The organism is Oceanicola sp. 502str15 (assembly GCF_024105635.1).
In the GTDB taxonomy this organism is placed as follows: Bacteria; Pseudomonadota; Alphaproteobacteria; order Rhodobacterales; family Rhodobacteraceae; genus Vannielia.
Window position 1 is genome coordinate 3,437,477 of the sequence record NZ_WYDQ01000001.1, and the last position, 24,072, is coordinate 3,461,548.

Below are 24,072 nucleotides of genomic sequence, written 5' to 3' on the forward strand. Positions count from 1 at the left end.
GGGAATCCTTGCTGGCCGTGGCGCCGGGGCGCGATCATGCGCCCCGGGCCCGGGTTCTGTTTTCTGCTCGATATTGGCCGGTGTCAGAGACCGTTGATCCGGTCGAGCATGCCCTCGGGCCAGTCTGCCGAGAGGTCGGACTCGAGGTACTTCTGCTGGGCATGGCTGCGGAAGGCGTCGAGATCGGGTTCGTAGATCTCCAGCCCTTCGCCCTTGAAGAACTCGGCCAGTTCGGCCTCGCGGGCCAGGTGCTGCTCGGTGCTCCAATCGATCGCCTCGTCAGCCGCCGCCTGGAAGGCCGCGCGCTGCTCATCGGTCATGCCGCTCCAGATCTCTTGCGAGATGACCAGCAGGTCGAAGGCCACGAGGTGCGAGGTCAGCACGATCTGGTCGGTCACCTCGTAGAACTTCATGTTCTCCACGTTCGGGAAGGGGTTGTCCTGCCCGTCGATCGCGCCGCTCTGAAGGCCGGTGTAGACCTCGGAGTAGGGCATCGGCGTGGGGTTGGCGCCGAGCGACTCGCCGAGGAACTGCCAGGCATCGCCGCCGGGCATCCGCAGCTTCACGCCGGCCATGTCTTCGGGCGTGGTGATCTTCTTGTCGCTCTTCAGGTTGACCTGCCGGGTGCCGAAGTAGGTTGGCCCGAGGATGTGGATGCCAAGCTGTTCCTCGGCCATCTGCACCATCTCGGCACCGGCTTCGCTGGCGAAGAAGGTTTTCAGGTGGTCGGCGTCGCGGAACAGGTAGGCCGCGGTGAGAATGGAGAAGGCGGGGATCTGCTTGGCAATGTCCTGCGGGGCGACGTTGCTCATCGACAGGTTGCCGCGCTGGATTGCGACAAGTTCGGTGCCCTGCGCAAAGAGCGTACCGCCATAGTAGAGCTGCAGATCGGCCATGTCGGCGACCGACGTCTTCAGCTTCTCCATCATCTCCGCGCGAATGTCGTTCTGTGTGAACACGGCGGAGAAGGTGAGCTCGGGCACGTCCTGTGCCGGGGCAGTGAGCGGGGCCAGCGCCAGGGCGGCGGCTGCGGCGCCGAGCGCCAGCCTGCGTGTGATCTTCATCAAGTGGTCCTCCCAAAAATGTCCTACGAAAATGGAATCGTAGGTGATATTTGATTCATACGAAAGGATTCTGCATGACGCAAACCCCGATTTCCGGCCCCGGCCGGACACCCGAGACGGGTGCCCGGCCGCGTTTTCAGCCCTGCGCCTGCTGGAGCCAGGTGGCCATGGCCCGCAGTTTGGCCTCGCTGTCCTCGCAATATTCCATGGCGCGGAGGTAGCCGTGGATCAGCCCTTCGCCGCGATCCAGCTCAACCTCCACGCCCGCCGCCTCGAGGGCCTCGGCATAGGCGAGGCCGCTGTCGCGCAGCGGATCGTTCTGGGCCACGGCGATGTAGGTGGGCGGCAGGTTGGCGTGGCTTTCGGCCACCAGCGGGGCAAGGCGCGGGTCGCGGGACAATTGCGCCTCGTCGGGGGAGTAGAGCGCGTGGGTTGCCTTCATGCCGGCCACCTTCAGCAGCGGGCCCTCGGCGTTCTCGGCATAGGACGGGCGGGACTGGTCGAAGTCGCAGGCGGGGTAGATCAGCAGTTGCGCGCTGAGCGGCACGCTCTCGTCGCGGCAGGTGAGGGCCACCGCGGCAGCGAGGTTGCCGCCCGCGCTGTCGCCGCCGATTGCGATGCGGGCCGGGTCGATGCGCAGCGCCTCGGCCTCGGCATGCGCCCATTTGGCCACCGAGAGCACCTGCTCGTAGGCCGCCGGGAACGGATGCTCGGGCGCCAGCGCGTAATCGACCGAAATCACCGTGCAGCGGGTCCAGGCCGCAAGCCGGGCGGTGATGTCCCAATGGGTTTCGGGGCTGCCCTGCATCCAGCCGCCGCCGTGCATGTAGATGAGCGCAGGCTGGGTGCCGCCCGCCGCGTGGCGGAACACCCGCACCCGCACCGGGCCGCCGCTGCTGTCGATCCAGTGCTCATCGTCGGTTTCCACTTCGGGCGGAGTGGGCAGGCGCATGTCGCGGGCGATGCTCTCGAAATGGGTGCGCCGCGCCGCCGCGTCGGCCTCGGGGGCCAGCGTGGCCCATTTGGCGTCCCATACGTCGAGAAACCGGAAGATGTCGGGGTTGATCATGCGTGCCTCCTCCTTGGGGCGTTGCGGGTCTGTCTCGGACGAGAGGCCGGGCTTCATCACCAGGCCGAGGATCATGTCGCCCACATGCCGGCTCAGCATCCGCTGGCCGCGTTCGGTGAACAGCGCGTCGCCGAAGATGCGCGAGAAGGTTGCGCGGTTGGCGATGTTGAAGATCGACAGGGCCGAGATGTGCCAGTGCAGCTCGAGGGCCGTGAGGCCGCTCCGGAAGAGTCCGGCTTCGCAGCCGCGCTGGTAGATGTCTTCGAGCAGCAGGATGACCGAGCTGTTCTGCCCCGTCATGCTGTCGGAGGACGACATGTGCGCGCCTTCGTGGATATTCTCGATCATCACCAGCCGCACGAAATCGGGGTCGCGGCGGTGGTGCTCGAAGGTGAACTCGGCCAGCTGGCGCAGAGCGGCCACGGGGTGAACCGCGCGCAGGTCGAGCGCGGCCTCGTCGCCGCGCATCCGCCCGTAGGCGTCTTCCAGCACGGCCCGGTAGAGGCCTTCCTTGTCGCCGAAGTAGTAGTAGATCATGCGCTTGGACGTGCGGGTGCTGGCGGCGATCTCCTCGACGCGCGCGCCCGAAAGGCCCTGCCGTGCAAACACGCCGCGGGCCACCTGCACGATGTTGCGGCGCACCGCGTCCGGATCCTGCTTCCAGCCGCGCCGCTGCGGTCCGCCCGCGTCCTCTGTGGTCGAAATTTCTCCCATCGTCCCCCTCCAGCCATGTCCGCTTCCGGCCCCGGTCTAGCCGATCACGCGGCAAGGCTGAATGCGCCATTCCGGATCACGACTTTCGGACGGCCCGCTCTTAACCTTGGCGAACATAGTATTGACATAATTAACCGTAGCGAACAATGTCGCGTCAAGGGGGCACGAGAGCCCCGGGGAGGAATCACGAACTTGGCAAGCGCCACCTCAGCACAACGTCTTCCGGGCGCGCTCGGGTCGCACCGTATCGGGCTTCTTGGGCGGGGCATCGGCGGGTCGCGGACACCGCGGATGCACATGGCCGCGGCGGAGGCTGCCGGGCTGGGTTACCGCTACGACCTGATCGACAGCGACGCGCGCACCTTGCCCGCGGATATGGCCGAAACGCTGGACCTGCTGGAGGCCGAGGGCTTCGACGGCCTCAACGTGACTTACCCGTTCAAACGCGATGTGCTTCCGCTGATGGACGAAGTCTCGGAGGCTGCCCGCAAGGTTGGCGCGATCAACACCGTGCTGCTGCGCGAGGGTCGCCGGATTGGCGACAACACCGATCATTGGGGCTTTTCCGAAGGTCTGCGTCGCGGATTGCCCGAGGCGCTCCGCGACCGGGTGCTCCTGATCGGCGCCGGCGGGGCGGGCGGGGCTGTGGCCCATGCGCTTTTCGACAACGGCGTGGAACAGTTGATGATCCGCGACGTAGACGCCGCTTCGGCGGACGCGCTGGCGCAGGATCTTTGCCGCCACTACGGCGCCGGCCGGGCCATCGCGGTGGCAGACGCGACGGCGGCCGCAGAGGTTGCCCAAGGTATCGTCAACGCAACACCCGTGGGTATGGCCAAGGCGCCGGGCCTGCCGCTGCCAGCCGCCGCGCTGCGGCCCGATCACTGGGTTGCGGATATTGTCTATTTCCCGCTCGAAACCGAGTTGCTCGCCACGGCGCGGGCCTTGGGCTGCGCGGTTTTGCCCGGCTCCGGGATGGCGCTCTACCAGGCCGTCCGGGCCTTTCATCTCTTCACGGGCATGACGCCCGATATCGAGCGGATGCGGGAGGCATTCGACTCGTTCACCTGAAGGCGGGCTGCGCCCGCGACATGAGCACCTGGGAGGAGCTTAGGATGAAGACTACCCTCAAACTGGCGATACTGGCCGCCGTCGGCTTTGGAGCCGGCCTTGGCGGAGGGGCCGATATGGCTCTGGCGCAGGACAAGGTCGAGCTGATCTATTCCGACACCGTGCAGGACACCGACCGCCGGTCGCGCATTCTGCGGGAGACCTTCTCGGGCTGCCTCGGTGACGGGTTCGAGTTCAAACCCTATTTCGGCGCGACGCTGTTCAAGCAAGGCACCGAACTGACCGCCATGCAGCGCGGCAACCTCGACATGGGCGCTCTGGCGATCTTCGATTTCTACAACCAGGTGCCCGAAGCCTCGATCCTCGGCACAGCCTACCTGTTCCGCGACTACGACCACATGCGTGCGGTCTATGAGAGCGACGTGCTTCACGATCTTTACGCCAAGATGGAAGAGGCCACCGACATCAAGCTGCTGTCCTGGCCCTATATCGGCACCCGCCACGTGAACATCCGGGGCGACCGCAAGGTGATGGTCCCGGCCGATCTGGAAGGGATCAAGCTGCGGATGCCGGGCGGCGAGGGCTGGCAGTTCGTTGGCGAGGCGCTGGGCGCCAACCCGACGCCGATGGCCTTCACCGAGGTCTATACCGCGCTTCAGACCGGCGCCGTGGACGGGCAGGACAACCCGCTGCCTGCCGACAAGCAGATGAAGTTCTACGAGGTGACCGACCAGATCATCCTCACCGGCCACCTGATCGCGACCAACGTGTTCTCGATCTCGCGGAAGAAGTGGGATTCGATGAACGAGGAGCAGCAGGCCAAGGTGCAGGAATGCTCTCTGGAGTTCCAGAAAGCGCTCGACGCCGACACGATTGCGCAGGAGGCCGAGCTGGTGGCCTTCTTCGAGGAGCAGGGTCTCGAGGTTTACGAGCCCGACAAGGAAGCCTTCCGCACCCACGTGCTCGAGGCGTTCAAGAACTCCAAGTTCTCTGCCGATTGGCCCGAAGGGCTGCTCGATCAGATCAACGGCCTCTGAGCCACCAACAGGGAGGCCGGCCAGATTGGCCGGTCTCCGACCAAAGAGACAACCGGGGGCAGGATGGACCGTCTGCGAAAACCAATCCAATGGCTCGGCGCGCGAGCCGAGAACATACTCGCGCTGATCCTCGGGGCGCTCTTCGTGAGCTTCCTGATCCAGATCGTCTTTCGCTACCTGTTGAACCTGCCGCTGGGCTGGACGGTGGAGTTTGTCTCCATCGCGTGGCTCTGGGGCATCCTGTTCGGATACGCCTTCGTGGTGCGGGAATCCGAAGTGATCCGGCTCGACATCCTGTACAACCTGCTGCCCCGAGGCGGGCGCCGGGCGCTTGACGTGATCACCGGCGCGATCTGCGCGGGCATCTTCATATGGACCCTGCCGAACGTCTGGGACTACGTCTCCTTCATGGCGATCGAGAAGACCGCCTACATGAAGATCCGTTTCGACTGGGTCTTCGCCATCTACGTCCCCTTCGCACTCTCCGTGATCCTGCGCTGCTTCATCAGCATCTGGCGCGGCATCACCGGCACCGGCCCCGGCTGGAACACGCCCCAATCGGCGGGAAGCCACGACTATGAATGACCCCTTCCTGATTTCCATCCTGCTGATCGCGGTTCTTGCCTTCGGCGGCCTCTCGATGGGCCTCGCGATGATCTGCGGCTCTTCGGTCTACCTGATGCTGAAGGGGTTCGACCCCTCGATCGCCTCCGAGACGCTGCTGCAGGGCCTGTTCAACAGCTACACGCTGCTGGCGATTCCGCTCTTCATCCTTGCCGCCGACATCATGAATATCGGTTCGCTGGCCGACCGATTGTTGCAGTTTTCGCAGGCGCTGGTCGGGCGGTTCAAGGGCGGGCTTGGCCACGTCAACGTGGTGTCGTCGCTGATTTTCTCCGGCATGTCCGGCTCGGCGGTCGCCGATGCGGTGGGCATGGGCAAGATCATCATCAACATGATGACGAAGGACGGGAAGTACACGCCCTCCTATGCCGCCGCCATTACTGCCGCCTCCGCCACCATCGGGCCGATCATTCCGCCCTCGATCCCGATGGTGCTCTATGCGCTGGTTTCCGATCAGTCCGTTGGCTACCTCTTTGCCGCAGGCATGGCGCCGGGGCTGCTTATGGGCCTCGTGCTGATGATCATGAACGCGGTCATCGCGCATCGCCGCAACTTCTCGGTCGACGAGGTGGTGCCGCTGCGCGAGATGCCCGGCGTGACCTTCCGCGCCATCCCGGCGCTGCTGCTGCCGGTGATCCTGCTGGGCGGCATCTACGGCGGGGTGATGACGCCCACCGAGGCGGCCGCCGTTGCGGCCTTCTACGCGCTGCTGATCTCGGTGGTGTTCTACCGCTCGGTGAGGGTCGGCCAGTTCTACCAGACGCTGCTGGCCTCGGCCCGCTCCACCGCAACCGTGGGCATCCTGATCGCCGGGGCGCTGACCTTCCAGTATGTCGTGACCCGCGAGAACGTGCCGGATTCGCTTGCGGCCTTCCTCGGGCAATACGAGCTGTCGCGGATCGGCTTCCTTCTGGCGATCAACGCGCTGTTCCTCGTGCTGGGCTGTATCCTGGAGTCGGGCGCGATCCTGCTGATCATCGTGCCGATCTTCATCCCCACCGCTCAGGCGCTCGGGATCGACCTGGTGCACTTCGGGGTGATCTGTGTGGTCAACGCCATGCTCGGGCTGGTTACGCCGCCCTACGGGCTTTTGCTGTTCATCGTGTCGTCGATCACCAAGCAGCCGCTCACCCGGATCGTGCGCGATCTGGCGCCGTTTCTCGTGGCCCTCGTCGTGGCGCTGATGATCATCACCTTCGTGCCTGACTTCGTGCTCTGGCTGCCGCGCCTGCTGGGCTACAAGGGGTGACGGCAATGACGCCCACCATCCACTGTGTTCAGAAGGTCGCTGCCCAGCTCGGGGAAACCCCGCTGTGGGACGCGGCGCGCGGTCTGCTCTGGTGGATCGACATCGAGCAGCCGACCCTGTGGCAGCTCAATCCGGCGACCGGGCGTGCGGAGGCCCGAGAGCAGCCCGGCACCTACTTCGGCTCGCTTGCGCTCACCCGTTCCGGGGGCTTGATGGGCGCGCGCGATCTCGCTCTCGTGGCACTGGACCCCGAGAGCGGAGCCGCCACGCCCTTTGCCGCCACGCCGGACGAGGCGATGCCCGCAACCCGCCTCAACGACGGGCGCGTCGATGCCCGCGGGCGGCTCTGGATCGGCACCATGGACAATGGGCTGAAGGACGGTTTGGGCGCGCTCTACCGGGTGGACGCGGACGGCACCATGACCCGAATGCTGGACGACGTGGTGGTGTCGAACGGCATCGCCTTCGATCCGGACGGGCGGCACATGTATTTTACCGATACCCGCCGCTACACCACCTTCCGCCTCACCCTCGACGAGGCCGGCGAGGCGATCACCGGACGCGAGGTGTTTGCCGACTACTCGGCCACGGGTGACCGGCCAGACGGCGCATGCGTCGATGCCGATGGCTGCCTCTGGCAGGCCTTCTTCGGCGGTGGCCGGGTGGTGCGCTACGCCCCGGATGGCCGGATCGACCGCGAGATCGCCCTGCCCGTGACCAACCCGACCTGCCTCTGCTTCGGCGGGGCCGATCTGAAAACACTCTTCGTCACCTCTGCCTTCAAGTTCCTCTCGCCCGAGCAACTCGCTGCCGAGCCGTTGGCCGGAAGCGTCTTTGCCATCGAGGGGGCAGGGCAGGGGGTGCCCGAAAACCTGTTCAACATCTGAAGAAAACCAAGGGAGGATTACATGATCCATCACAAGATAAAGACCTTCGCATCCGCCGCGCTCGCGGTGGCCATGCTCACCGGTGGGGCGCAGGCCCAGGACAAGATCGAGTTGATCTTCTCCGATGTGAACCCGCAGCAGGCCCCGCGCAACGTGGCGCTTGTCGACATCTTCGCCAAGGAGATCGGTGAGGAGTTCGACTTCCAGCCCTTCTACGGCGCGACCCTGATGAAGCAGGGCACCGAGCTCACGGGCATCCAGCGCGGCAATATCCAGATGGCCAGCCTGCCGCCTTCGGACCTCGCGCAGCAGGCGCCCGAGTTCGACATTCTCGGCGCGGCCTACGTGATCCGTGACCAGGCCCACCTCAAGGCGGTGTTCCAGTCCGAGGTCGGCGAGCAGCTCCGTCAGATTGGCCGCGACAAGCTCGGGGTCGAGATCCTGACCGGGCTCTATTACGGCACCCGCCAGGTCAACCTGCGCGGTGACAAGGAGATCATGACGCCTGCCGACATGTCGGGGGTCAAGCTGCGGATGCCCGGTGGCGAAAGCTGGCAGTTCCTCGGCAAGTCGCTCGGCGCCAACCCGGTGCCGGTGCCCTACTCGGAGCTTTACACCGCGCTGCAATCGGGCGTGGTCGACGGGCAGGACAACCCGCTGCCGAACGACAAGGAAATGAAGTTCTACGAAGTGACCGACCAGATCGTGCTGACCGGCCACAACGTGGGCATCGGCCTCATCATCGTGTCGTCCAAGGTGTTTGACGCGCTGACACCCGAGCAGCAGGAGCGGATGCGTTCTGCTGCCGAGAACGCCGTGGCCTGGTCTGACGAGCAGTACCTGAACCAGGAGGCCGAGCTGATCGCCTTTTTCGAGGGCGAGGGGCTCAAGGTCTACACCCCCGATGTGGCGGCCTTTCAGGCCTACGCGCAGGAGCAGTATCTGAACTCGACGATGTCGCAGTCCTGGCCCGAGGGCATGATCGACGCGATCAACGGTCTCTGAGGAGACCCGCCCAAGAACGGTTTCTCCCCGCCCGCAGCCGACCTTCGGCTGCGGGCTTTTTGTTTCACGGCGCTGGTGCCGTGGATCTGATTTGATCAACAGAAGGATAGTACCCATGTGCCCACCGAACTGTTTGCATTCGATCTGTGAAAAAGCCACGCGCCGCGGTGTGCTGAAGGCCGGGTTCACGCTTGGCGTGGCCTCGCTGGCCGGCGCCGGCGGGCTGCTTGGCAGCGCGTCGCGCGCCAGTGCCGCCACCGGGCCGCTCAGTTTCAGCAGCGTCACCGACATGACCCACACGCTTTACGAGGGCTTCCCAACCTTCTCGGGCGAGAAGTGGTTTGAGATGGAGCATCCGGTGACCTGGGAGAAGGACCGGGTGAATCTCAACCGCTGGACCCTGATGGAGCACACTGGCACCCATATCGACGCGCCGATCCACTTTTCCGAGGATGGCAACTCGGCGGACCTGATCCCGATTGGCGACCTGCTCTGTCCGCTGGTGATCATCGACATCCGCCAGAAGGCCGCGGAGGATGCCGATGCCTACCTGACGCCGGATGACATTGCGGCCTGGGAAGCCGAGCACGGCGAGATTCCGGAGGGTGCCTGCGTTGCCATGAATTCCGGCTGGTCGGCGCACCTGAAGACCGAACGCTTCACCGGGCTCGACGGGGAGGGCAAGAACCACACGCCGGGCTTCCACCCCGAGGCCGCCCGACTGCTGATCGAGGAGCGTTCGGTCAAGGGAATCGCGGTGGACACGCTCTCGCTCGACCGGGGCATCGCTTCGGGCGAGTTTCCGGTGCACTACGAGTGGCTCGGGTCCGGGCGCTGGGGCGTGGAATGCCTGACCGGCATGGATGAGATCGCCGCGTCGGGGGCGTACATTTTGGTTGGCGCGCCGAAAGTTGCCGGAGCGTCAGGCGGGCCCTCGCGGATCGTGGCGCTGCACTGAGCCGTTGAAGGCAAACCGCTCCGGGCCGCTCGCTCGGCCCGGAGTTTCTGCGCCGGATCCAATCGCGTTTTGTCCGCCTTAGTCCGCTTGTGACGAGAGCGCCCGGCGGAAGAATTGCGAGGCATAGGCCATTTTCCCGAGATCCTCCGCCGCGCTCATCAGGCGCGGGCCGAGGGCCTCCATCGTACTTTGGAAAAAGCGCACGCTGGGTCCGCTTATGCTGATCGTGCCGATCCCCTGACCATTGTCGGGGTGGCGGATCGGGGCGGCCATTGCGTTCATCCCGGCCATGAAGCTTTCGATCACGATGGAATAGCCGCGTGCCCGTGTCTCGCCGAGACGCTCGAGCAGTTCGGCGGCACCGCGCGGCGCATTCGGGCCGCTGGTTTCGGTTTGAAAGCCCGCCCGCGCCGCCCGCATCAGGGCAGCGTCGTCATCGAGCGTCGAGAGCCAGGCCAGCCCGCTGGCCGAAGAGGCAAGGTGCGCAATCTGGCCCTGATCTTCGCCCGGGTCGTAGCGCAGCCCCACGGTCGCGCCCTGGGCCACGCCGATCCAGATCAGGCCGTCGTTCTCAAGGACGCTCAGGCGAACCAGCTCATGCGCCTCCTGGGCGATGCTGTCGAGAATGGGTTGGGTGATCTCGACCACCTTGCTGCGCCGAAGAAAGCTCATGCCGATGGCCGCGGCTCTCATCGTCAGCCCGTAGTCGCCCTGCACGCGGTCCTGTGAGACATAGCCGGTCTGCACCAGTTGACCGAGCAACCGGTGGGTGCCGCTGGGGGGCATGTCGAGATGCTCGGCGATCGCCTTCACCGAGAGCCCGTCGGGCACCGTGCTCAGCAACTCCAGGATGGCGAAGGTACGATCGACAACGGAACTCATACATGTCCTTTCCTGCTGGCCCCCGGGACCAACTCAGCCGGGGCTGGCATCTCCGGAATCTCCGAACGCGCTCCAGCCGCCATCAACGTTCAACGTGGTTCCGGTAATATACCGTGCCTGCGGGGAGGCAAGAAAGAGCGCGGCCTCGGCGATATCCTCGGGGCGGGCGAGAGTGCCCATGGGGATCCGGCGGCGCAGGCGGGTGGCGTCGAGCTTTCCGTCGGCGATGAGCGTCGCAACAAGGTCGGTCTCCACGTAGCCCGGAATGATCGCGTTGACCCGCACGCCCTGCCCGGCCCATTCGCAGGCCATGGAGCGGGTCATCGCGACGATGCCGGCCTTGGCGGCACCGTAGGCGTTGCGGCGGGGCATGCCCGCCACCCCGGCGATAGAGCCGATGTTGACGATTGCGCCGGTTCCCACCTTCAGCATGCCCGCTCCGATGGCCCTGCTCACGAGAAACGTGCCTTTGAGGTGCACGTCGAGCACGCGGGAAAAATGGGCCATGTCCTGCTCGAGTGTCGGCAGGTGGCGGTCGGCGATGCCGGCGTTGTTCACCAGAACGTCGCAGCCACCGAAGCTCTCTGCGGCCAGAGCCGCGAGAGCGGTCACGTCGTCTTCGGAGGTTACATCGGCGGCGGCGGACAGGTGGCGCGGGCCCAGCTCGGCGGCGCGGGCGGCGGCCTTTTCGCCGTCGAGATCCGCCAGCAGCACGGCATGGCCGGCACGCGCAAAGACCTGCGCCATTGCCCAGCCGATTCCGTCTGCCGCGCCGGTGATGATGGCGGTGCGATGATCCATGTCGGGGGGCTCCATTCTAGCGAAGGGGGGAGAAGCTGGCGGGGCGCATCAGCTCTTGGCGAGAGGGCGCTCCAGACGGGGCTGGTAGCGTGGTTCCGTCACAGGAAAAGAGCGAAACCCGCGTGCCCGGCGCCTCGCCTGAGACGGTTATAAAACTGCCGATATGACCTTCCGGCTGGGCGGCGTTGCCGCCGAAGCTGACGCCGTGCAGCGCCTCGGTGACCACCGGGCCGTCGGCTGGCTCGACGCTCACCGGCTCCTTGCGGCGCGCCGTGGCTTCGGAAAGCAGGGCCGAGCCGGTTTCAAGCTGCATCAGCCGGCTTTCCTGCGCCTGGATCAGCGGAAAGGCCTCGGGCACGAAGCCCTTTGTCCAGCGGGTATCGGCCATCAGGGCTGCGCGACAGGCTGCGCGCTCGCCCATGTCGGCGTAGGCCCATAGGTGATGCAGGGTGTTCAGACGCCCGGTCTCGGTCATCCAGAAGCCCAGCATCGGCAGGTGCCGACTGACCACTGCCGCACCGTGCTGACGCAGCAGCCCGAGGTAGTGGGGCGCCTTGCCGGGCAGCAGCCGGTAGCTGCGAAACTCGTAGATCAGCTCTGCCATTCTCTATTCCCTCTTTGGGTTGGTGCCCTCAGCCGGTGCCGCGCATGGTTTCGACGAGGAACATCGCCAGGTCCGGCAGCAGGATCACCATCAGCAGGACCGCGAGCATGGCAAAGACAAAGGGGAAGGCCCCGACGTAGAGGTCGACGATCGAGCCGGTGCCCCCCGGGCCAGCGAGGCGGCGGCGCAGCGATTGCAGCACGAAGAGATTCATCCCGACCGGTGGCGTGATCAGCGAGACCTCGATCATGATCACCAGGATCACTCCGAACCACACCAGGTCGACGCCCATCGAGTTCAGCAGCGGCAGGATCAGCGGCAGGGTTGTGACCATCATGGCCATGCTCTCCATGAACATCCCCAAGACGAGGTAGATCACGCAGAGCAGGAGAACGAGTTCCAGCTCGGAAAGCCCGAGGCTCACGACGTAGCGGGTGATCGCCGCCGGGATCCCGGTGAAGGCCAGGACGAACTGGAGGAGAAAGGCCGCGATGAGGATCAGCATCACCATGCCGGTGGTGCTGGCCGTTGTGACGAAGCACTTCGACAGCATGTCGAGGTTCACCCGCCGCTTGAGCAGGGCGATCAGAAGCGCGCCGGTGACGCCGAAGGCGGAGGCTTCGATTGCGGTGGCGATGCCGCCGTAGATGGTGCCGAGCACGAGCAGGATCAGCGCCATTGCGGGCAGCACGTTGACGAGGCCCGCAATCTTCTCGCCGAGACTGTAGCTTTGCGCGCCCTCCCGCGGGGCCATGTCGGGGCGCAGAAAGACCCGGACGGCAATGACGGCGATGAAGGCGGCCATCATGATGAGGCCCGGCACGATCGCAGCAATGTAGAGCCGGCCGATGGAGACCTCGGCCATGAGGCCGTAGACGATGAGGATGATACTGGGCGGAAGCAGGATGCCGAGCGTGCCCCCCGCCGCCAGCGAGCCGAGCGAGATGCGCTCGTTGTAGTTGCGCCGTTTCAGCGAGGGCAGGGCCACGCCGCCGATGGTGACGGCGGTGGCCACGCTGGAGCCGCTGATGGCCGAGAACACGCCACTGGCTGCGATGTTGGTGTGCAGGAGGCCGCCGGGCATTCTGTCCATCCATTTGGCGAAGGCGGTGTAGAGGTCTTCGGTGATGCCGCTGCGCAGGAGCAGTTCGCCCATCAGGATGAACAGCGGCACCACGATGAGCGTGGCCCCGCTGGTGGTGTTCCACGGGATCTGTCCGAAAAAGTCCCAGATCGGGCCGATGAAGACCATGCCGGTGACGAGGGCCGTCATGCCGAGGGCAATCGCCACGTGCATGCCGAGCGCGAAGCCGATGAAGAGCAGAACGATGATGGTGATGATTACGGTGTTCATATCTGGGGCCCTGCCTCATGGCGCTCAAGGTCTTCGATCAGGTCGCCGTGGTCGGTGAAGAGAAGTGTGATGGCTACGAGGGTCATCACCACGGCCTGCAGGGTGAACATCGAGTAGCCCACCGCGGCGAAGGCCTGCGGAATGGCCAGCGGAACATCCACCAGCGATTGCGGCACCAGCGCGTCACGTGCGGCCGACTTGTCGACCAGCACCCAGGCCTGCCAGGCCAGCACCGCGCCGAAGAGCGCGGCCATGAGCATCGACCATGTGTAGAGGTAGCCCTTGATGCGCGTGCTGTAGAGCGGCAGGAACAGGTCAATCCGCACATGGCTGCCATCGGAAAGCGCGCGTGCCAGTGCCCATGTGCCCCCCAGAGCGAGGGTGAAGGCCGCGAAGGTATCGGCAACCCCGGTGAACGGGCCGCCGAGCGAGCGGCTGGTTACATCGGCCGTCATGTAGAGCGCCATGATGAGGAACAGCAGCCCGCTGAGCCAGGCCATCGCGGTGGTGACCCTGTTGCACAGCGCCAGCAGGTTTCGGGAATGGGTTTGCAACGGGTGTCCCTCGGTCTGGAGATGAAAGGCTGGTGCCGCCCTTTGGCGGAGGAAGTCGGCGCGGTCCGGCAATCGGGGAGAAGCCGGGCCGCGCCGGTTCCCGGTGGTCGGGCGGGCCCCATCGAGGGGCCGTGCCACCGGGACAGGTGCGTCGGCGGTTACTCCGCCGCTGCCTTTTCGACGATCGGGAGAATGATCTCGTCGAACTTGGCTGCGCCCTCGGCGCCCACGCGTTCTTTCCACCAGGGTGCGATGTCGCTGACCGCCACCGCGCGCATCTCGTCCTGAAGCTCGGGCGAGGCGGGGATGCTGATCGACATGCCGTGTTCGCGGCCGATTTCGAGGCCGATCTTGGTGTTCTCGGTGCCGGTGGACCAGCCGACGTCGGTGAACTCGTCCTGCATGTCGGTGAGGATCTGCTGGATGTCTTCGGGCAGTCCGTCCCAGGCCTTCTGCGAGATCACGATATAGGCGCCGAGCGGAGCGATGCCGATATCGGTGATGTTGGGCGTCACCTCCCAGGCCGACATCGGCTTGATCTGGTCGGCGCCGGTGATCATGCCGTCGATGACTCCGCGCTGAAGCGCCGAGTAGACCTCGGAAATCGGCATCGAGATCGGCTCGCCGCCGAGTTCCTCGACCATGCGCGCCTGGGCGGGTGCGAAGACCCGGATCTTGAGGCCCTTGAAGTCGGCTGCGGTCGTGATCGGTTCGGCGGTGAAGAGGTAGATCGAGCCCCAGACGAAGGTCGAGAAGACCTTACCGCCCATGGCGTCGCTGTTTGGCAGCACGACCTCGTCGAACCAGGCGTCGTAGACCTCGCGCGACTGGTCGATGGAGCCGACCATGCCGGGCAGGTCGGTGCCTTCGATCAGCGGAAAGTCCCCTGATACGTAGCCGGTGGAAACTTCGGCGATGCTGATGAGGCCGCTTTCCATGACGCGGAGCACGTCGGTGCCCGTCAGGCCCACTTCGGGGAAGGTCAGGATTTCGACCTGAAGCCGTCCGTCGGTCCGCTTGGCGGCTTCTTCCTGGAACCAGAGCCACTTCTTGTAGCTCTCGCCGTTGCGATGAAGCGTGACGGCCTTCCAGGTGATGGTGTCCTGCGCCACCACCGGCGCCGGTGCCAGAAACGAGCCGGCCAGCACCGCCGCAGCGAGTGCCGAATTCAAGAAAGTTCGCTTGTTGAGCATTTTGCCCTCCCTGTGCCGTGCGCGCTGACGCACCCACCTCCGGCACTCATTTTCGCGCCGAACCCCTCCCGGGCCCGGCTCTGCGTGACGGCTAGATAGGAAGCACAGGATATTCGGTATCGCAAGCTATTTTTGAATAGCATTCCACAATAGTATTTCATATCAGTACGACAGCAGGGAGTGAGGAATGACAGCTACAGAGACATTGGCACCGCGGAGCCTGGCAGCTGCGATCTGCCTGACGATCCTGGCTGGTGTCCTGCTGGCTGCCACCGATGCGGTCGGAAAAATCCTTTCGGATCATGCCAGTGTCTGGCAGGCGGCCTGGGCGCGTTACGTCTTTCACACGCTGTTCGTCGTCGGGTTTTTGAGCCGCCGCTACGGCTGGCGGTTGGTGCAGACGCGGAGACCCGGGCTCCAGTTGCTGCGCGGGCTGATCCTGCTGGTGACGACGCTGATGATGTATACTTCCGTCGTCCTCACCTCCCTTGCGAATGCCACGACGATCCAGTTTCTCTCGCCGATTCTCGTGGTGATCTGGGCTGCGCTCTTTCTCGGCGAACGTCCCACATCGCGCCATTGGGTTGCTGTGGGAGGGGGATTCGCCGGGACCGTCATCGTGATAGACCCGGACCTTGGCAGGATCCTGACGCCGGAGGTTCTGTTGCCGTTGGGCGTTGCCTTCTGCATGTCGGTCTTCCTGATTCTGACCCGCATCCTCTCGACCGACGAGGAGCGCGGATGCACCCAGTTCGCCACCACCGCCATCGGTGCCCTTGCCCTGACGCTGGCCCTGCCCCTCTTCTGGGTCCGCCCTTCGCTGCATGATCTCGGCTTGATGCTGGCGATCGGCGGCTTCGGCGCCCTCGGTCACAGTGCCCTCTTGGCCGCCTATGCGCGCGCTAGAGCGTCGACCCTGACGCCCTTTCTCTACAGCCAGGTGCTGGGGGCCGCTCTCATCACCGTCTTCTGGTTCGGGGATACGTTGTCGACCCGGCTGACCCTTGGCACGGTGATCCTTGTGTCGAGCGGAATTTTCCTGTGGTGGCAGGAGCGCCGCGCAAACCGGCGGGCCGCAGCAGCCTACATTTCAATACCTCCAGAAAGGGAAATACGCACATGAGCACAGCCATGCTTTCCGGCACCGTCATGGTGATCGGCGGGGGCCATGGAGGCATCGGTCAGGCGATTGCCGAGAAGGCCGTTGCCAATGGCGCGACCGTAATGATCTGGGATCTGAGCCCCGGTGCCCAGCGAGAGGGGCAGCACGCCATTGCCTGCGACCTCACGTCTGAGGAGGCTGTGCAGGCCGCCTTCGACGAAACGGTCTCGCGGTTCGGGAAGATCCATAGCCTCGTCAATTGCGCGGGAATCACGGGGCCCACAGCCCCGGTAGAACGCTATGCTCTGGCTGACTGGCAACGTGTCTTCGCAATCAACCTGACCAGTGCCTTCCTGACCAGCCGTGCCGTCGCCGGGCATATGCGCGAAGCCGGATACGGGCGCATCGTCAACCTCGCTTCGATTGCGGGCAAGGAGGGCAACGCGAACCAGTCGGCCTATTCGGCCTCCAAGGCTGCGATGATCGGGCTCACGAAATCGCAGGGCAAGGAGCTGGCCACCTCAGGGGTGCTGGTCAACTGCATCGCACCGGCGATCATCGAGACCGAGCTGATTTTCCAGATGCCCGAAGAGCAGCGGGCGGCCGTGCTGGCCAAGGTGCCGATGGGGCGTGCCGGGAAGCCCGCCGAGATTGCGGAGCTGGCCATCTGGCTGGCATCTGATCGCTGCTCCTTCACCACCGGGGCGACTTTCGACGCCTCCGGCGGGCGCGCGACATACTGACAGGGGAGGGAGAGACGGCCATGAAGATCTGCGTCATCGGAAGCGGGGCGATAGGTATCACCCACATCGAAACCATCGCCCGGCATGAGGGTTTCACGCTGGCCGGCATTGCGGACCCGGCACCGGGCGCGGGCGAGATTGCCACGCGCCACGGCACATCGAGCCATGCCGACCACAAGTCCCTGATCGCCACCGAAAAGCCCGATGGTGCCATCATTGCAGCGCCCAATGCGCTGCATCTGCCCATCGGGCGGGATTTTCTGGAGGCAGGCATCCCTGTGCTCATGGAAAAGCCGGTGGCCAACACGGTCGCGGAGGGCATGGAGCTGGCCGAAATCTCCGCGCGAACCCGCACGCCGGTGCTGGTCGGCCACCATCGTCGCCACCACCGCGCCATTCGCAAGGCAAAGGAGCTGATCGCCGAGGGCACGCTTGGGCGGCTGGCGAAGGTCTCGATCACCTATGACCTGATGAAGCCGCCCGCCTACTTCGATCCCGAGTGGCGCCGCACGCCCGGTGTTGGCGGGCCGCTGCTGATCAATGCAATCCACGAGATCGACCTGCTGCGATTTACCGTGGGAGAGATTGCCGAGGTCATGGCGCTTTCCTCTTCGGGCATCCGGGGGCTGGCCGTGGAGGATACCGCGGCGGTAATCTTCCGCTTCGAAAGCGGTGCCTTGGCAACCCTGGCGCTGTCAGACACCGCCTGCGGCCCCTGGAGCTGGGACCTCGGCTCGGGTGATGCGCCGCGGTTTCCAAAGCACGATATCGTTTCGCACATGTTCTCGGGCACGGAGGCGGGGCTGACGCTGCCGCGCCTGGAGCTCTGGCGACATCAGGGGTCGCGCGAGTGGACGACGCGGATGGCGCCGGAGGCGGTGACCTATGATCATGTCGACCCCTTCGTGGCGCAGTTGGAGCATTTTGCCGGCGTGATTGCCGGGCAGGAGGCGCCGGTGATCGACGCGCGCGAAGGCAGCCTGAACCTTGCCGTGATGCAGGCGATTGCCGCCTCCATCGAAAGTGGCAAGCTGAGCCGGGTGGCCGATCACGTGGGGTAATTGCGTGCAGCGCCGTTGACCTTGGAGCATCGGCGCTGCCATTATGGAATGAAATTCCAAAACGGAAAAATCATGAGCAGCGTTCTCGAAAAATCCTTCGCCATCATCGAACTGCTTGTGGAGCACCCGGAAGGCCTGCCGGTCTCTGCCATTGCACAGGCGACCGCACAGCCCGCCAGCGGGGTGCACCGTACGCTGCAGGAACTGACCCGGCTGGGCTACGTGCGGCAGGCGCAGGCGCATGGAGACTACGGGCTGACGATCCGCATGCCTGCCCTTGGGCTCGGCTTTCTGGGGCGAGCGGGCATCACCGACGTGGCCCAGCCGGTGCTCGACCGTCTTGCTGCCGAGAGTGGCGAGTTGATTCGGCTCTCCATCGTCGATGACGATTGCCTGACCTGGGTGGCCGTGGCGCAGGGTGGTACTCGCGGGCTTCGCTATGACCCGGGGCAGGAGCAAGGCGTCGTTGTGCATCTGGCCAGTTCGGCCGGGGGACAGGCCTGGCTATCGACAATGAGCGAGGATGAGGCGCTGATGCGCGTCAGCCGTCAGGGCGTGGTTCGTGCCGACGAAAACGCAGGCAGCAAGGCCCCGCAAACTCTGTCGGAGTTGATGACCCGCCTCGCCGAAACGCGGGAGCGTGGCTACTCGGTTGCGATCGACAGCTACCTCGTGGGCATGGCCGCCATGGCCGTTCCGGTGCGCTACCGGGGTGGCGAAACCGTGGTCGGGTGCCTCTCCATCGCCGGGCCGACCGCCCGGCTCGATCCGGAGTGGATGGCCGCCCATGCAGAGATGCTGAAGGCGGCCGCCGCCGAACTGGGCGATGCGGCGCTGGGCTTCAAATACTTCCACCACAATCTCGGCCTGATCTCCAAAGCTGCCGAGTAACGGGCCAGCCGCCTCAGAGCGTGCCCGCAGCATGGCTGGCGATCCGCCAGCCGAACACCATTGCAGGCCCGATGGTTGTGCCCGGCCCGGGGTAGGTGCCGCGAAAGATCGTCGCCGCATCGTTGCCGCAGGCATAGAGGCCGGAAATTTTGCTGCCGTCGGGTCGCAGGACGGTGCCGGTTTCGTCGGTCTGGAGCCCGCCCGCCCCGGCGAGGTCCATCGCCACGACCTTCAGCGCATAGAAAGGGCCCTCGGCTATGGGGCCGATACAGGGATTTGGCCCGCGTTCGGGATCGCCGTTGAACCGGCTCATGGTCGAGCTGCCCCGGCCGAAGTCCTCGTCAGTTCCGGTTTCCGAATAGCGGTTGTTGGCGGCAACACTCTCCGCAAGGCTTGCGGGGTCGATGTCGATCCGTTCGGCCAGATCGGCAAGCGAGGGTGCTTCCGTCAGGTAGCCCTTGCGCAGCAGACCCCGCAGCCCCCGCCCGCCCGGTAGCACCAGGCCGAGGCCATAGCGGCGGATGAAGCGGGAATCCACGACCAGCCATGCCGCGCTTTGCCCGGCGTTGATCATTCCCATGCAGAAGTCGTGGTAGCTGAGGCTCTCGTTCACAAAGCGGCGCCCGTCGGCGCCGACCGCGATCAGCCCGGGCTTGGCCCGGTCGAGCAGGATATGTGGCCAGACCGAGGTTGTGCCGTCGGCGTTCTTCAGGATCGAGCAGGGCATCCAGAGGCCGGCGCTGTCGCCACCACTGTCGACCGCCGCGCCAAGATCTCTCTCGGCAGTCGAGATGCCGTCGCCCGAGATCGAGGGATCCATCTGCGAGGCGGGGGAGACTTCGGGCGGAAAGAAACGCGCGCGCAGCTCCTTGTTCCAGCCGATCCCGCCAGTCGCGAGGACCACGCCCTTGCGGGCCCGGATCCGGCGCGGGCCATTTGCCGTGTCGATCACGGCGCCCACCACCGTTCCGCCTTCGCTGATCAAAGTCTTCAGCGGGCTGTCGAACCGGATCGGCACCTCGCGCTGCCGCAGGCTCAGAAAGAGCTGGCCCACCAGGGCATTGCCCATCAGCAGACGCGTGCCCCGGCTGTGGCCGAGCCGGTCGCGGGCGTAGCGGCCCACGACCTTCATCGTGGTGGTCAGGTTGGAGAGGCTCGCGAAGGGTTTCAGCAGCGGGTCGATCTCCCCTCGGGCCACCATCATGCCGCCAAGCCCCATGAACACGTCACGCGGCGGGCGTACCCGGCCAAAGTCCTTCCCGAGCCGCCGACCGTCGAAGGGCATCGGGCCAAGCGCCCGGCCACCATAGGCAGAGCCCGGGCCGTCGAGGTAATCGGGGTGCGCCGGTGCGGCGGCGAAGCGGACTTCGGAGTTCTCGGTGATCTCGGCAATCGCCCGCGGGCCGGAGTCCAGAAAGGCCGCCCGCAGCGAATCGCCGCCCCGGTTGCCGACGATGTGGCGCAGGAAATCGGCGGCGTCCTCGGTGCTGTCGGGGGCGCCCGCCTCTCGGCTGAGCGCGGTGCCCGGCACCCATGTGGTGCCGCCGGAGGTTGCGGTGTTGCCGCCCACCATTCCGGTCTTCTCGCAGAGAATCACCTCGAGGCCGCGCATTGCGCCGACGAGTGCAGCGGTCATGCCGCCAACCCCTGCGCCGATCACCAACAGGTCGGTTACTTCGTCGAAATCGCCCTGTTGTTGCGGGGCGTGTGCGGCGGTGTCTGTCATGCGGTCCTCCTAGCGCCAACGCTCCGGTGCCTGCATGGCCGGCCCGGGATCGGTCCTGTCAAATCGCGCGCAACCTGCCACGGCGCTCTCGGTTTTGGAAGATACTTTTAATATTGAACGACATTCCATTTTGTGACAGAACCTGAACCCAAGATCAGGGAGGAGACAGTTCATGCACATTGCGAATCTGCGTTGCAGGCGTGTCCGGGGCTATCAGCCATGACCCGCGTGTTGCTGACCGGAGGCACCGGTTTCATCGGGCAGCGCGTGGCCCGCAAGCTGGCGGAGCAGGGTGTGACACCCTGCCTGCTGGATCTCCCGAAGGCACTGCACGCCTTCTCGCTTCCGGAAGGTTGGGAGGCTGTTGAGGGCGATGTGACCGATGCGGCCAGCGTGGCCTCGGCAATGGAAGCGGTCGATGGCGTCGTGCATCTCGCCGGGATCATGACGGTGGACTGTGCTGCCAATCCGCGGCGCGCCTTCGACATCAACCTGCTGGGCAGCCTGCACGTGTTCGAGGCCGCGCGCGCCCGCAAGCTGCCGGTTGCCTACCTCAGTAGTGCCGGGGTTTACGGCCCCGAAGATGCAGACAACCCGCATCCGATGAGCATCTACGGTGTCACCAAGCTGGCCGTGGAAGGCATTGCGCGGGTCTACGAGGCCGATCATGGCGTGCCGAGCCTCGGGCTGCGGCCCTACATCGTTTACGGGCCGGGCATCAGCAGCGGCATTGCCTCGGGCCCCTCGGTGGCCCTTGCGGCTTCAGTCAAGCGCGAGCCTGCGGTGATCCGGTTCTCGGGTCGGGTGGGGTTTGTTCATGTCGACGACGTCGCCCGCGTACTCGCCGCGGCCATGACGGGCGAAATGACCGGCGCCGGCATTCTGACCATGGCCGGAGACACCCGCGAGATGGATGCGTTCATTGCCGAGTTGAAGCAGCAGACTGGCTGGGATGGCATCACATATGATGGCCCGAAGATGCGGATTCCAGAGACGCTGGCCAACACGCCTGCGCCCGAATGGCTCGGGCCGCAACCCGTCACGACCATCGAGCAGGGCATTGCCAGTTCGCTCGCGGATCTGCGCGGCGCCTCGGCCTGATGGCTCCATCTCCCCATACCACCCTCGACTGCGATGTGCTGGTCATCGGATCCGGTGCGGCCGGCCTGGCAACCGCAGTGACGGCCGCGCACTTCGGGCTGCGCGTGGTGGTGGCGGAAAAGGCCCCGGTGCTGGGCGGCACCACGGCCTGGTCCGGGGGTTGGCTTTGGATTCCGCGCAACCCTCTCGCCCGTGCGGCAGGCATCGACGAGCCGATCGAAAAGCCGCTGGAATATCTCCGCTCCGAGTTGGGCAATCGCTCGAGCGACCCCCGCCTGCGGGTGTTCCTCGAGAACGGCCCGGAGATGGTGGATTTCTTCCAGAAGAACACGGCCGTGGCCTGGGTCGACGGAAACGGGGTGCCCGACTTTCATGAAACGCCCGGCGCGGCGAAGGGCGGGCGATCTGTTGCGGCTGCGCCTTATGACGGGCGGGCCTTGGGCGAGTGGATCAAGAAGCTGCGCCCACCGCTCGGCGTGGCCAGTCTTTGGGGCATGGGCATCGGCGGCATGGCGGACATGAACGAGTTCTTCCGCGCCACCCGGCGGCCCGCTTCGGCTCTTTACGCCACCCGGAGGATCACCCGCCACCTCCGCGATCTCGCACTGCACCGGCGGGGCATGCAGCTTCGCAACGGCAACGCACTCGTTGCCCGCCTTCTCCGCTCCGCGCTCGACCTCGGCGTAACCTTCGTCGAGAGCGCTCCGGCACAGCGGCTCCTGAGCGAGGATGGCCGTGTGGTGGGCGCGATGCTCGACACGCCGGACGGCCCGGTTAAGGTTCGTGCCGCGCGGGGAGCGGTGCTGGCCACGGGCGGTTTCCCGCATGACCCGGTCCGGCTGGACGCGCTGGCGTCCGCTGCCGGCGGCGCGGCAGGGCATCACTCTGCCGCTCCCAAGGGCAACACGGGCGATGGGCTGAGCCTTGGCGAATCTGCCGGCGGAAAACTTGACGGCACGCTGGAGTGGAACGTTGCGCTCGCCCCTGTGTCGCGTGTTCCGAACGGGAATGGCGGCTTCGACACCTTCCCGCACCTGATCGAACGCGCAAAGCCCGGCATCATCGCCGTGACCCCGCGGGGGCGGCGGTTTGTTTCGGAGGCCGACAGCTACCACGGGTTCACCCGGGCAATGATCGAGGCAACCCCAAGCGGACAAGCGCCGCGGTGCTGGCTGATCGCGGATCACAGGGCGCAACGGCGCTGGGGGCTGGGATGGTCAAAGCCCTTTCCCTTCCCCGTCGGGCCGGCGGTGCGCAATGGCTACCTGAAACGCGGCCGCACGCTGGCCGACCTTGCGCGGGCCTGTAACATTCCCGCCGAGGTGCTGGCGGAGACCGTCGCCAACTTCAACCGCCACGCGGTTCAGGGGCGCGACCCCGATTTTCATCGCGGCGAGAGCATCTACAACCGGATTCAGGGCGACCCGGACCACGGGCCCAACACCTCGCTTGCGCCGCTGGAGAAGGGTCCGTTCTACGCGGTCGAGATCCTGCCCGGATCGCTGGGCACCTTCGGCGGTCTTGCCACCGATACCCGCGCCCGCGTGCTTGACGGCATGGGAGAGCCGCTCTGCGGGCTCTACGCCGTGGGCAGCGACATGGCGTCGATCATGGGCGGCAACTACCCGGCGGGGGGCATCAACCTCGGGCCGGGAATGACATTCGGATACATTGCTGGGCGCGATCTCGCGGGCCAGCCCGTTACCAGCCTCGATGCCGGCTCCCAAGGCGGAGCCGCAGAGGTCAATATCAAGGAGATGACGACATGAGCTACTATGAGCTTGCCACGCTGGACACGGTGATTTTCGGGGCCGGGGCGGCATCGCCGGGCATTCAGGAGTGGATCGCTGGCGGCAGCGGCACCTTTCTCGGCGCATGGGGCACCGACATCGGATCGCTCAACCGTGTGTTTCTGCTGCGCGGCTTCGACAGCCTCGACGAGATGATGACCGAGCGCGAGCGTGCGCTGATGAGTGCCGATCCCTTCGGCTGCACCGAGCAGCTGGTCAGGCTCACAATGGAGAGCTACCGCGCGCTGGATTTCATGCCGCCGGTGAAGCCTGGTGCCCATGGCCCGGTTTACGAGTTCCGCACCTATCGCACCAAGATCAACGGCATTCGCGAGCTGGTCGAAAAGTGGCGCGATGCAGTGCCCGGGCGGGAGGAATACTCCAAGCTCAGTGCCGCGTTTTACGGGCTCGATGGCGAGCCGCGCCTCACCCAGATCTGGCCCTACGAGAGCCTTGCCGCCCGCGCCGAAGCCCGCGCCGCCTCCGTCAAGGACGGGAAGTGGCCGCCCAAGGATGGCCCGGCCAGCCTGATGCCGGAAATGACCAGCCAGATTGCCATGCCCCTGCCTTTCTCGCCGATGACCTGAGCGAA

23 protein-coding genes are annotated in these 24,072 nt (G+C 65.5%); 14 read left to right on the forward strand and 9 right to left on the reverse strand.

All coding sequences use genetic code 11. The features are described from left to right. Positions 1–83: 83 nt before the first annotated feature. The gene (dctP, locus tag GTH22_RS16920; RefSeq protein ID WP_252946725.1) at positions 84–1,064 is read right to left on the reverse strand and encodes a TRAP transporter substrate-binding protein DctP; all 981 of its coding nucleotides are present in this window, start codon (positions 1,062–1,064) and stop codon (positions 84–86) included. Between the two features lie 136 nt (positions 1,065–1,200). Next, positions 1,201–2,847 carry an alpha/beta hydrolase fold domain-containing protein gene (locus tag GTH22_RS16925; RefSeq protein WP_252946726.1) on the reverse strand — a complete coding sequence of 549 codons (1,647 nt, stop codon included), beginning with the start codon at positions 2,845–2,847 and terminating at the stop codon, positions 1,201–1,203. A 192-nt stretch (positions 2,848–3,039) separates the two neighbouring features. On the opposite strand from GTH22_RS16925, the gene GTH22_RS16930 reads away from it, so the two are divergent. From GTH22_RS16930 to GTH22_RS16960, 7 genes are all read left to right on the forward strand, one after another. After that, on the forward strand, positions 3,040–3,918 hold the full coding sequence (locus GTH22_RS16930) for a shikimate dehydrogenase (RefSeq protein WP_256471604.1): 879 nt from the start codon (positions 3,040–3,042) through the stop codon (positions 3,916–3,918). Between the two features lie 44 nt (positions 3,919–3,962). Then, the gene (dctP, locus tag GTH22_RS16935) at positions 3,963–4,955 is read left to right on the forward strand and encodes a TRAP transporter substrate-binding protein DctP (RefSeq protein WP_252946728.1); all 993 of its coding nucleotides are present in this window, start codon (positions 3,963–3,965) and stop codon (positions 4,953–4,955) included. Between the two features lie 63 nt (positions 4,956–5,018). After that, positions 5,019–5,540 carry a TRAP transporter small permease gene (locus GTH22_RS16940; protein WP_252946729.1) on the forward strand — a complete coding sequence of 174 codons (522 nt, stop codon included), beginning with the start codon at positions 5,019–5,021 and terminating at the stop codon, positions 5,538–5,540. Continuing rightward, on the forward strand, positions 5,533–6,828 hold the full coding sequence (locus tag GTH22_RS16945; protein ID WP_252946730.1) for a TRAP transporter large permease: 1,296 nt from the start codon (positions 5,533–5,535) through the stop codon (positions 6,826–6,828). Before GTH22_RS16940 ends, GTH22_RS16945 begins: the two co-directional genes overlap by 8 nt. Positions 6,829–6,833: 5 nt before the next feature. Next, positions 6,834–7,715 (forward strand): SMP-30/gluconolactonase/LRE family protein, encoded by an 882-nt coding sequence (locus GTH22_RS16950; protein WP_252946732.1) that lies wholly within the window; start codon positions 6,834–6,836, stop codon positions 7,713–7,715. A 21-nt stretch (positions 7,716–7,736) separates the two neighbouring features. Then, positions 7,737–8,720 (forward strand): TRAP transporter substrate-binding protein DctP, encoded by a 984-nt coding sequence (gene dctP, locus GTH22_RS16955; protein ID WP_252946734.1) that lies wholly within the window; start codon positions 7,737–7,739, stop codon positions 8,718–8,720. Between the two features lie 169 nt (positions 8,721–8,889). After that, on the forward strand, positions 8,890–9,678 hold the full coding sequence (locus tag GTH22_RS16960) for a cyclase family protein (protein ID WP_252946736.1): 789 nt from the start codon (positions 8,890–8,892) through the stop codon (positions 9,676–9,678). Between the two features lie 78 nt (positions 9,679–9,756). Here GTH22_RS16960 and GTH22_RS16965 read toward each other — a convergent pair whose 3' ends face one another. The 6 genes from GTH22_RS16965 to GTH22_RS16990 form a co-directional block, all read right to left on the reverse strand. Then, complete coding sequence (locus tag GTH22_RS16965; protein ID WP_252946737.1) at positions 9,757–10,560, reverse strand: IclR family transcriptional regulator; 804 nt, start codon at positions 10,558–10,560, stop codon at positions 9,757–9,759. A gap of 33 nt (positions 10,561–10,593) precedes the next feature. Further along, positions 10,594–11,361: an SDR family NAD(P)-dependent oxidoreductase gene (locus GTH22_RS16970; RefSeq protein ID WP_252946739.1), complete on the reverse strand. Its 768-nt coding sequence runs from the start codon at positions 11,359–11,361 to the stop codon at positions 10,594–10,596. A gap of 16 nt (positions 11,362–11,377) precedes the next feature. Then, complete coding sequence (locus tag GTH22_RS16975; RefSeq protein ID WP_252946740.1) at positions 11,378–11,965, reverse strand: NIPSNAP family protein; 588 nt, start codon at positions 11,963–11,965, stop codon at positions 11,378–11,380. A 28-nt stretch (positions 11,966–11,993) separates the two neighbouring features. Beyond that, a complete protein-coding gene (locus GTH22_RS16980; protein WP_252946742.1) occupies positions 11,994–13,319 on the reverse strand; it encodes a TRAP transporter large permease in 1,326 nt (441 codons plus the stop codon). Then, the gene (locus GTH22_RS16985) at positions 13,316–13,873 is read right to left on the reverse strand and encodes a TRAP transporter small permease (protein ID WP_252946744.1); all 558 of its coding nucleotides are present in this window, start codon (positions 13,871–13,873) and stop codon (positions 13,316–13,318) included. Before GTH22_RS16985 ends, GTH22_RS16980 begins: the two co-directional genes overlap by 4 nt. Positions 13,874–14,031: 158 nt before the next feature. Then, positions 14,032–15,066, reverse strand: a complete 1,035-nt coding sequence (locus tag GTH22_RS16990; RefSeq protein ID WP_252946745.1) for a TRAP transporter substrate-binding protein — start codon at positions 15,064–15,066, stop codon at positions 14,032–14,034. A 187-nt stretch (positions 15,067–15,253) separates the two neighbouring features. Between GTH22_RS16990 and GTH22_RS16995 the strand changes: the two genes are divergently transcribed. The 4 genes from GTH22_RS16995 to GTH22_RS17010 all read left to right on the forward strand — a co-directional run bounded on the left by GTH22_RS16995 (position 15,254) and on the right by GTH22_RS17010 (position 18,863). Further along, positions 15,254–16,189 (forward strand): DMT family transporter, encoded by a 936-nt coding sequence (locus tag GTH22_RS16995; RefSeq protein ID WP_252946747.1) that lies wholly within the window; start codon positions 15,254–15,256, stop codon positions 16,187–16,189. After that, on the forward strand, positions 16,186–16,911 hold the full coding sequence (locus GTH22_RS17000; protein WP_252946748.1) for an SDR family NAD(P)-dependent oxidoreductase: 726 nt from the start codon (positions 16,186–16,188) through the stop codon (positions 16,909–16,911). Before GTH22_RS16995 ends, GTH22_RS17000 begins: the two co-directional genes overlap by 4 nt. 20 nt (positions 16,912–16,931) lie before the next feature. Beyond that, complete coding sequence (locus GTH22_RS17005; RefSeq protein WP_252946749.1) at positions 16,932–17,972, forward strand: Gfo/Idh/MocA family protein; 1,041 nt, start codon at positions 16,932–16,934, stop codon at positions 17,970–17,972. A 72-nt stretch (positions 17,973–18,044) separates the two neighbouring features. Further along, positions 18,045–18,863 carry an IclR family transcriptional regulator gene (locus GTH22_RS17010; RefSeq protein ID WP_252946752.1) on the forward strand — a complete coding sequence of 273 codons (819 nt, stop codon included), beginning with the start codon at positions 18,045–18,047 and terminating at the stop codon, positions 18,861–18,863. A gap of 13 nt (positions 18,864–18,876) precedes the next feature. Here the strand turns inward: GTH22_RS17010 and GTH22_RS17015 are convergent, their stop codons facing one another. Beyond that, on the reverse strand, positions 18,877–20,589 hold the full coding sequence (locus GTH22_RS17015) for an FAD-binding protein (protein ID WP_252946753.1): 1,713 nt from the start codon (positions 20,587–20,589) through the stop codon (positions 18,877–18,879). 219 nt (positions 20,590–20,808) lie between these two features. On the opposite strand from GTH22_RS17015, the gene GTH22_RS17020 reads away from it, so the two are divergent. The 3 genes from GTH22_RS17020 to GTH22_RS17030 are packed head-to-tail and all read left to right on the forward strand — an operon-like array spanning position 20,809 to position 24,067. Then, positions 20,809–21,690: an NAD(P)-dependent oxidoreductase gene (locus GTH22_RS17020; protein WP_252946754.1), complete on the forward strand. Its 882-nt coding sequence runs from the start codon at positions 20,809–20,811 to the stop codon at positions 21,688–21,690. Beyond that, complete coding sequence (locus GTH22_RS17025) at positions 21,690–23,459, forward strand: FAD-dependent oxidoreductase (RefSeq protein WP_252946756.1); 1,770 nt, start codon at positions 21,690–21,692, stop codon at positions 23,457–23,459. Before GTH22_RS17020 ends, GTH22_RS17025 begins: the two co-directional genes overlap by 1 nt. Then, complete coding sequence (locus GTH22_RS17030) at positions 23,456–24,067, forward strand: NIPSNAP family protein (protein ID WP_252946757.1); 612 nt, start codon at positions 23,456–23,458, stop codon at positions 24,065–24,067. The genes GTH22_RS17025 and GTH22_RS17030 overlap by 4 nt, the downstream gene beginning before the upstream one ends. Positions 24,068–24,072 lie beyond the last annotated feature (5 nt).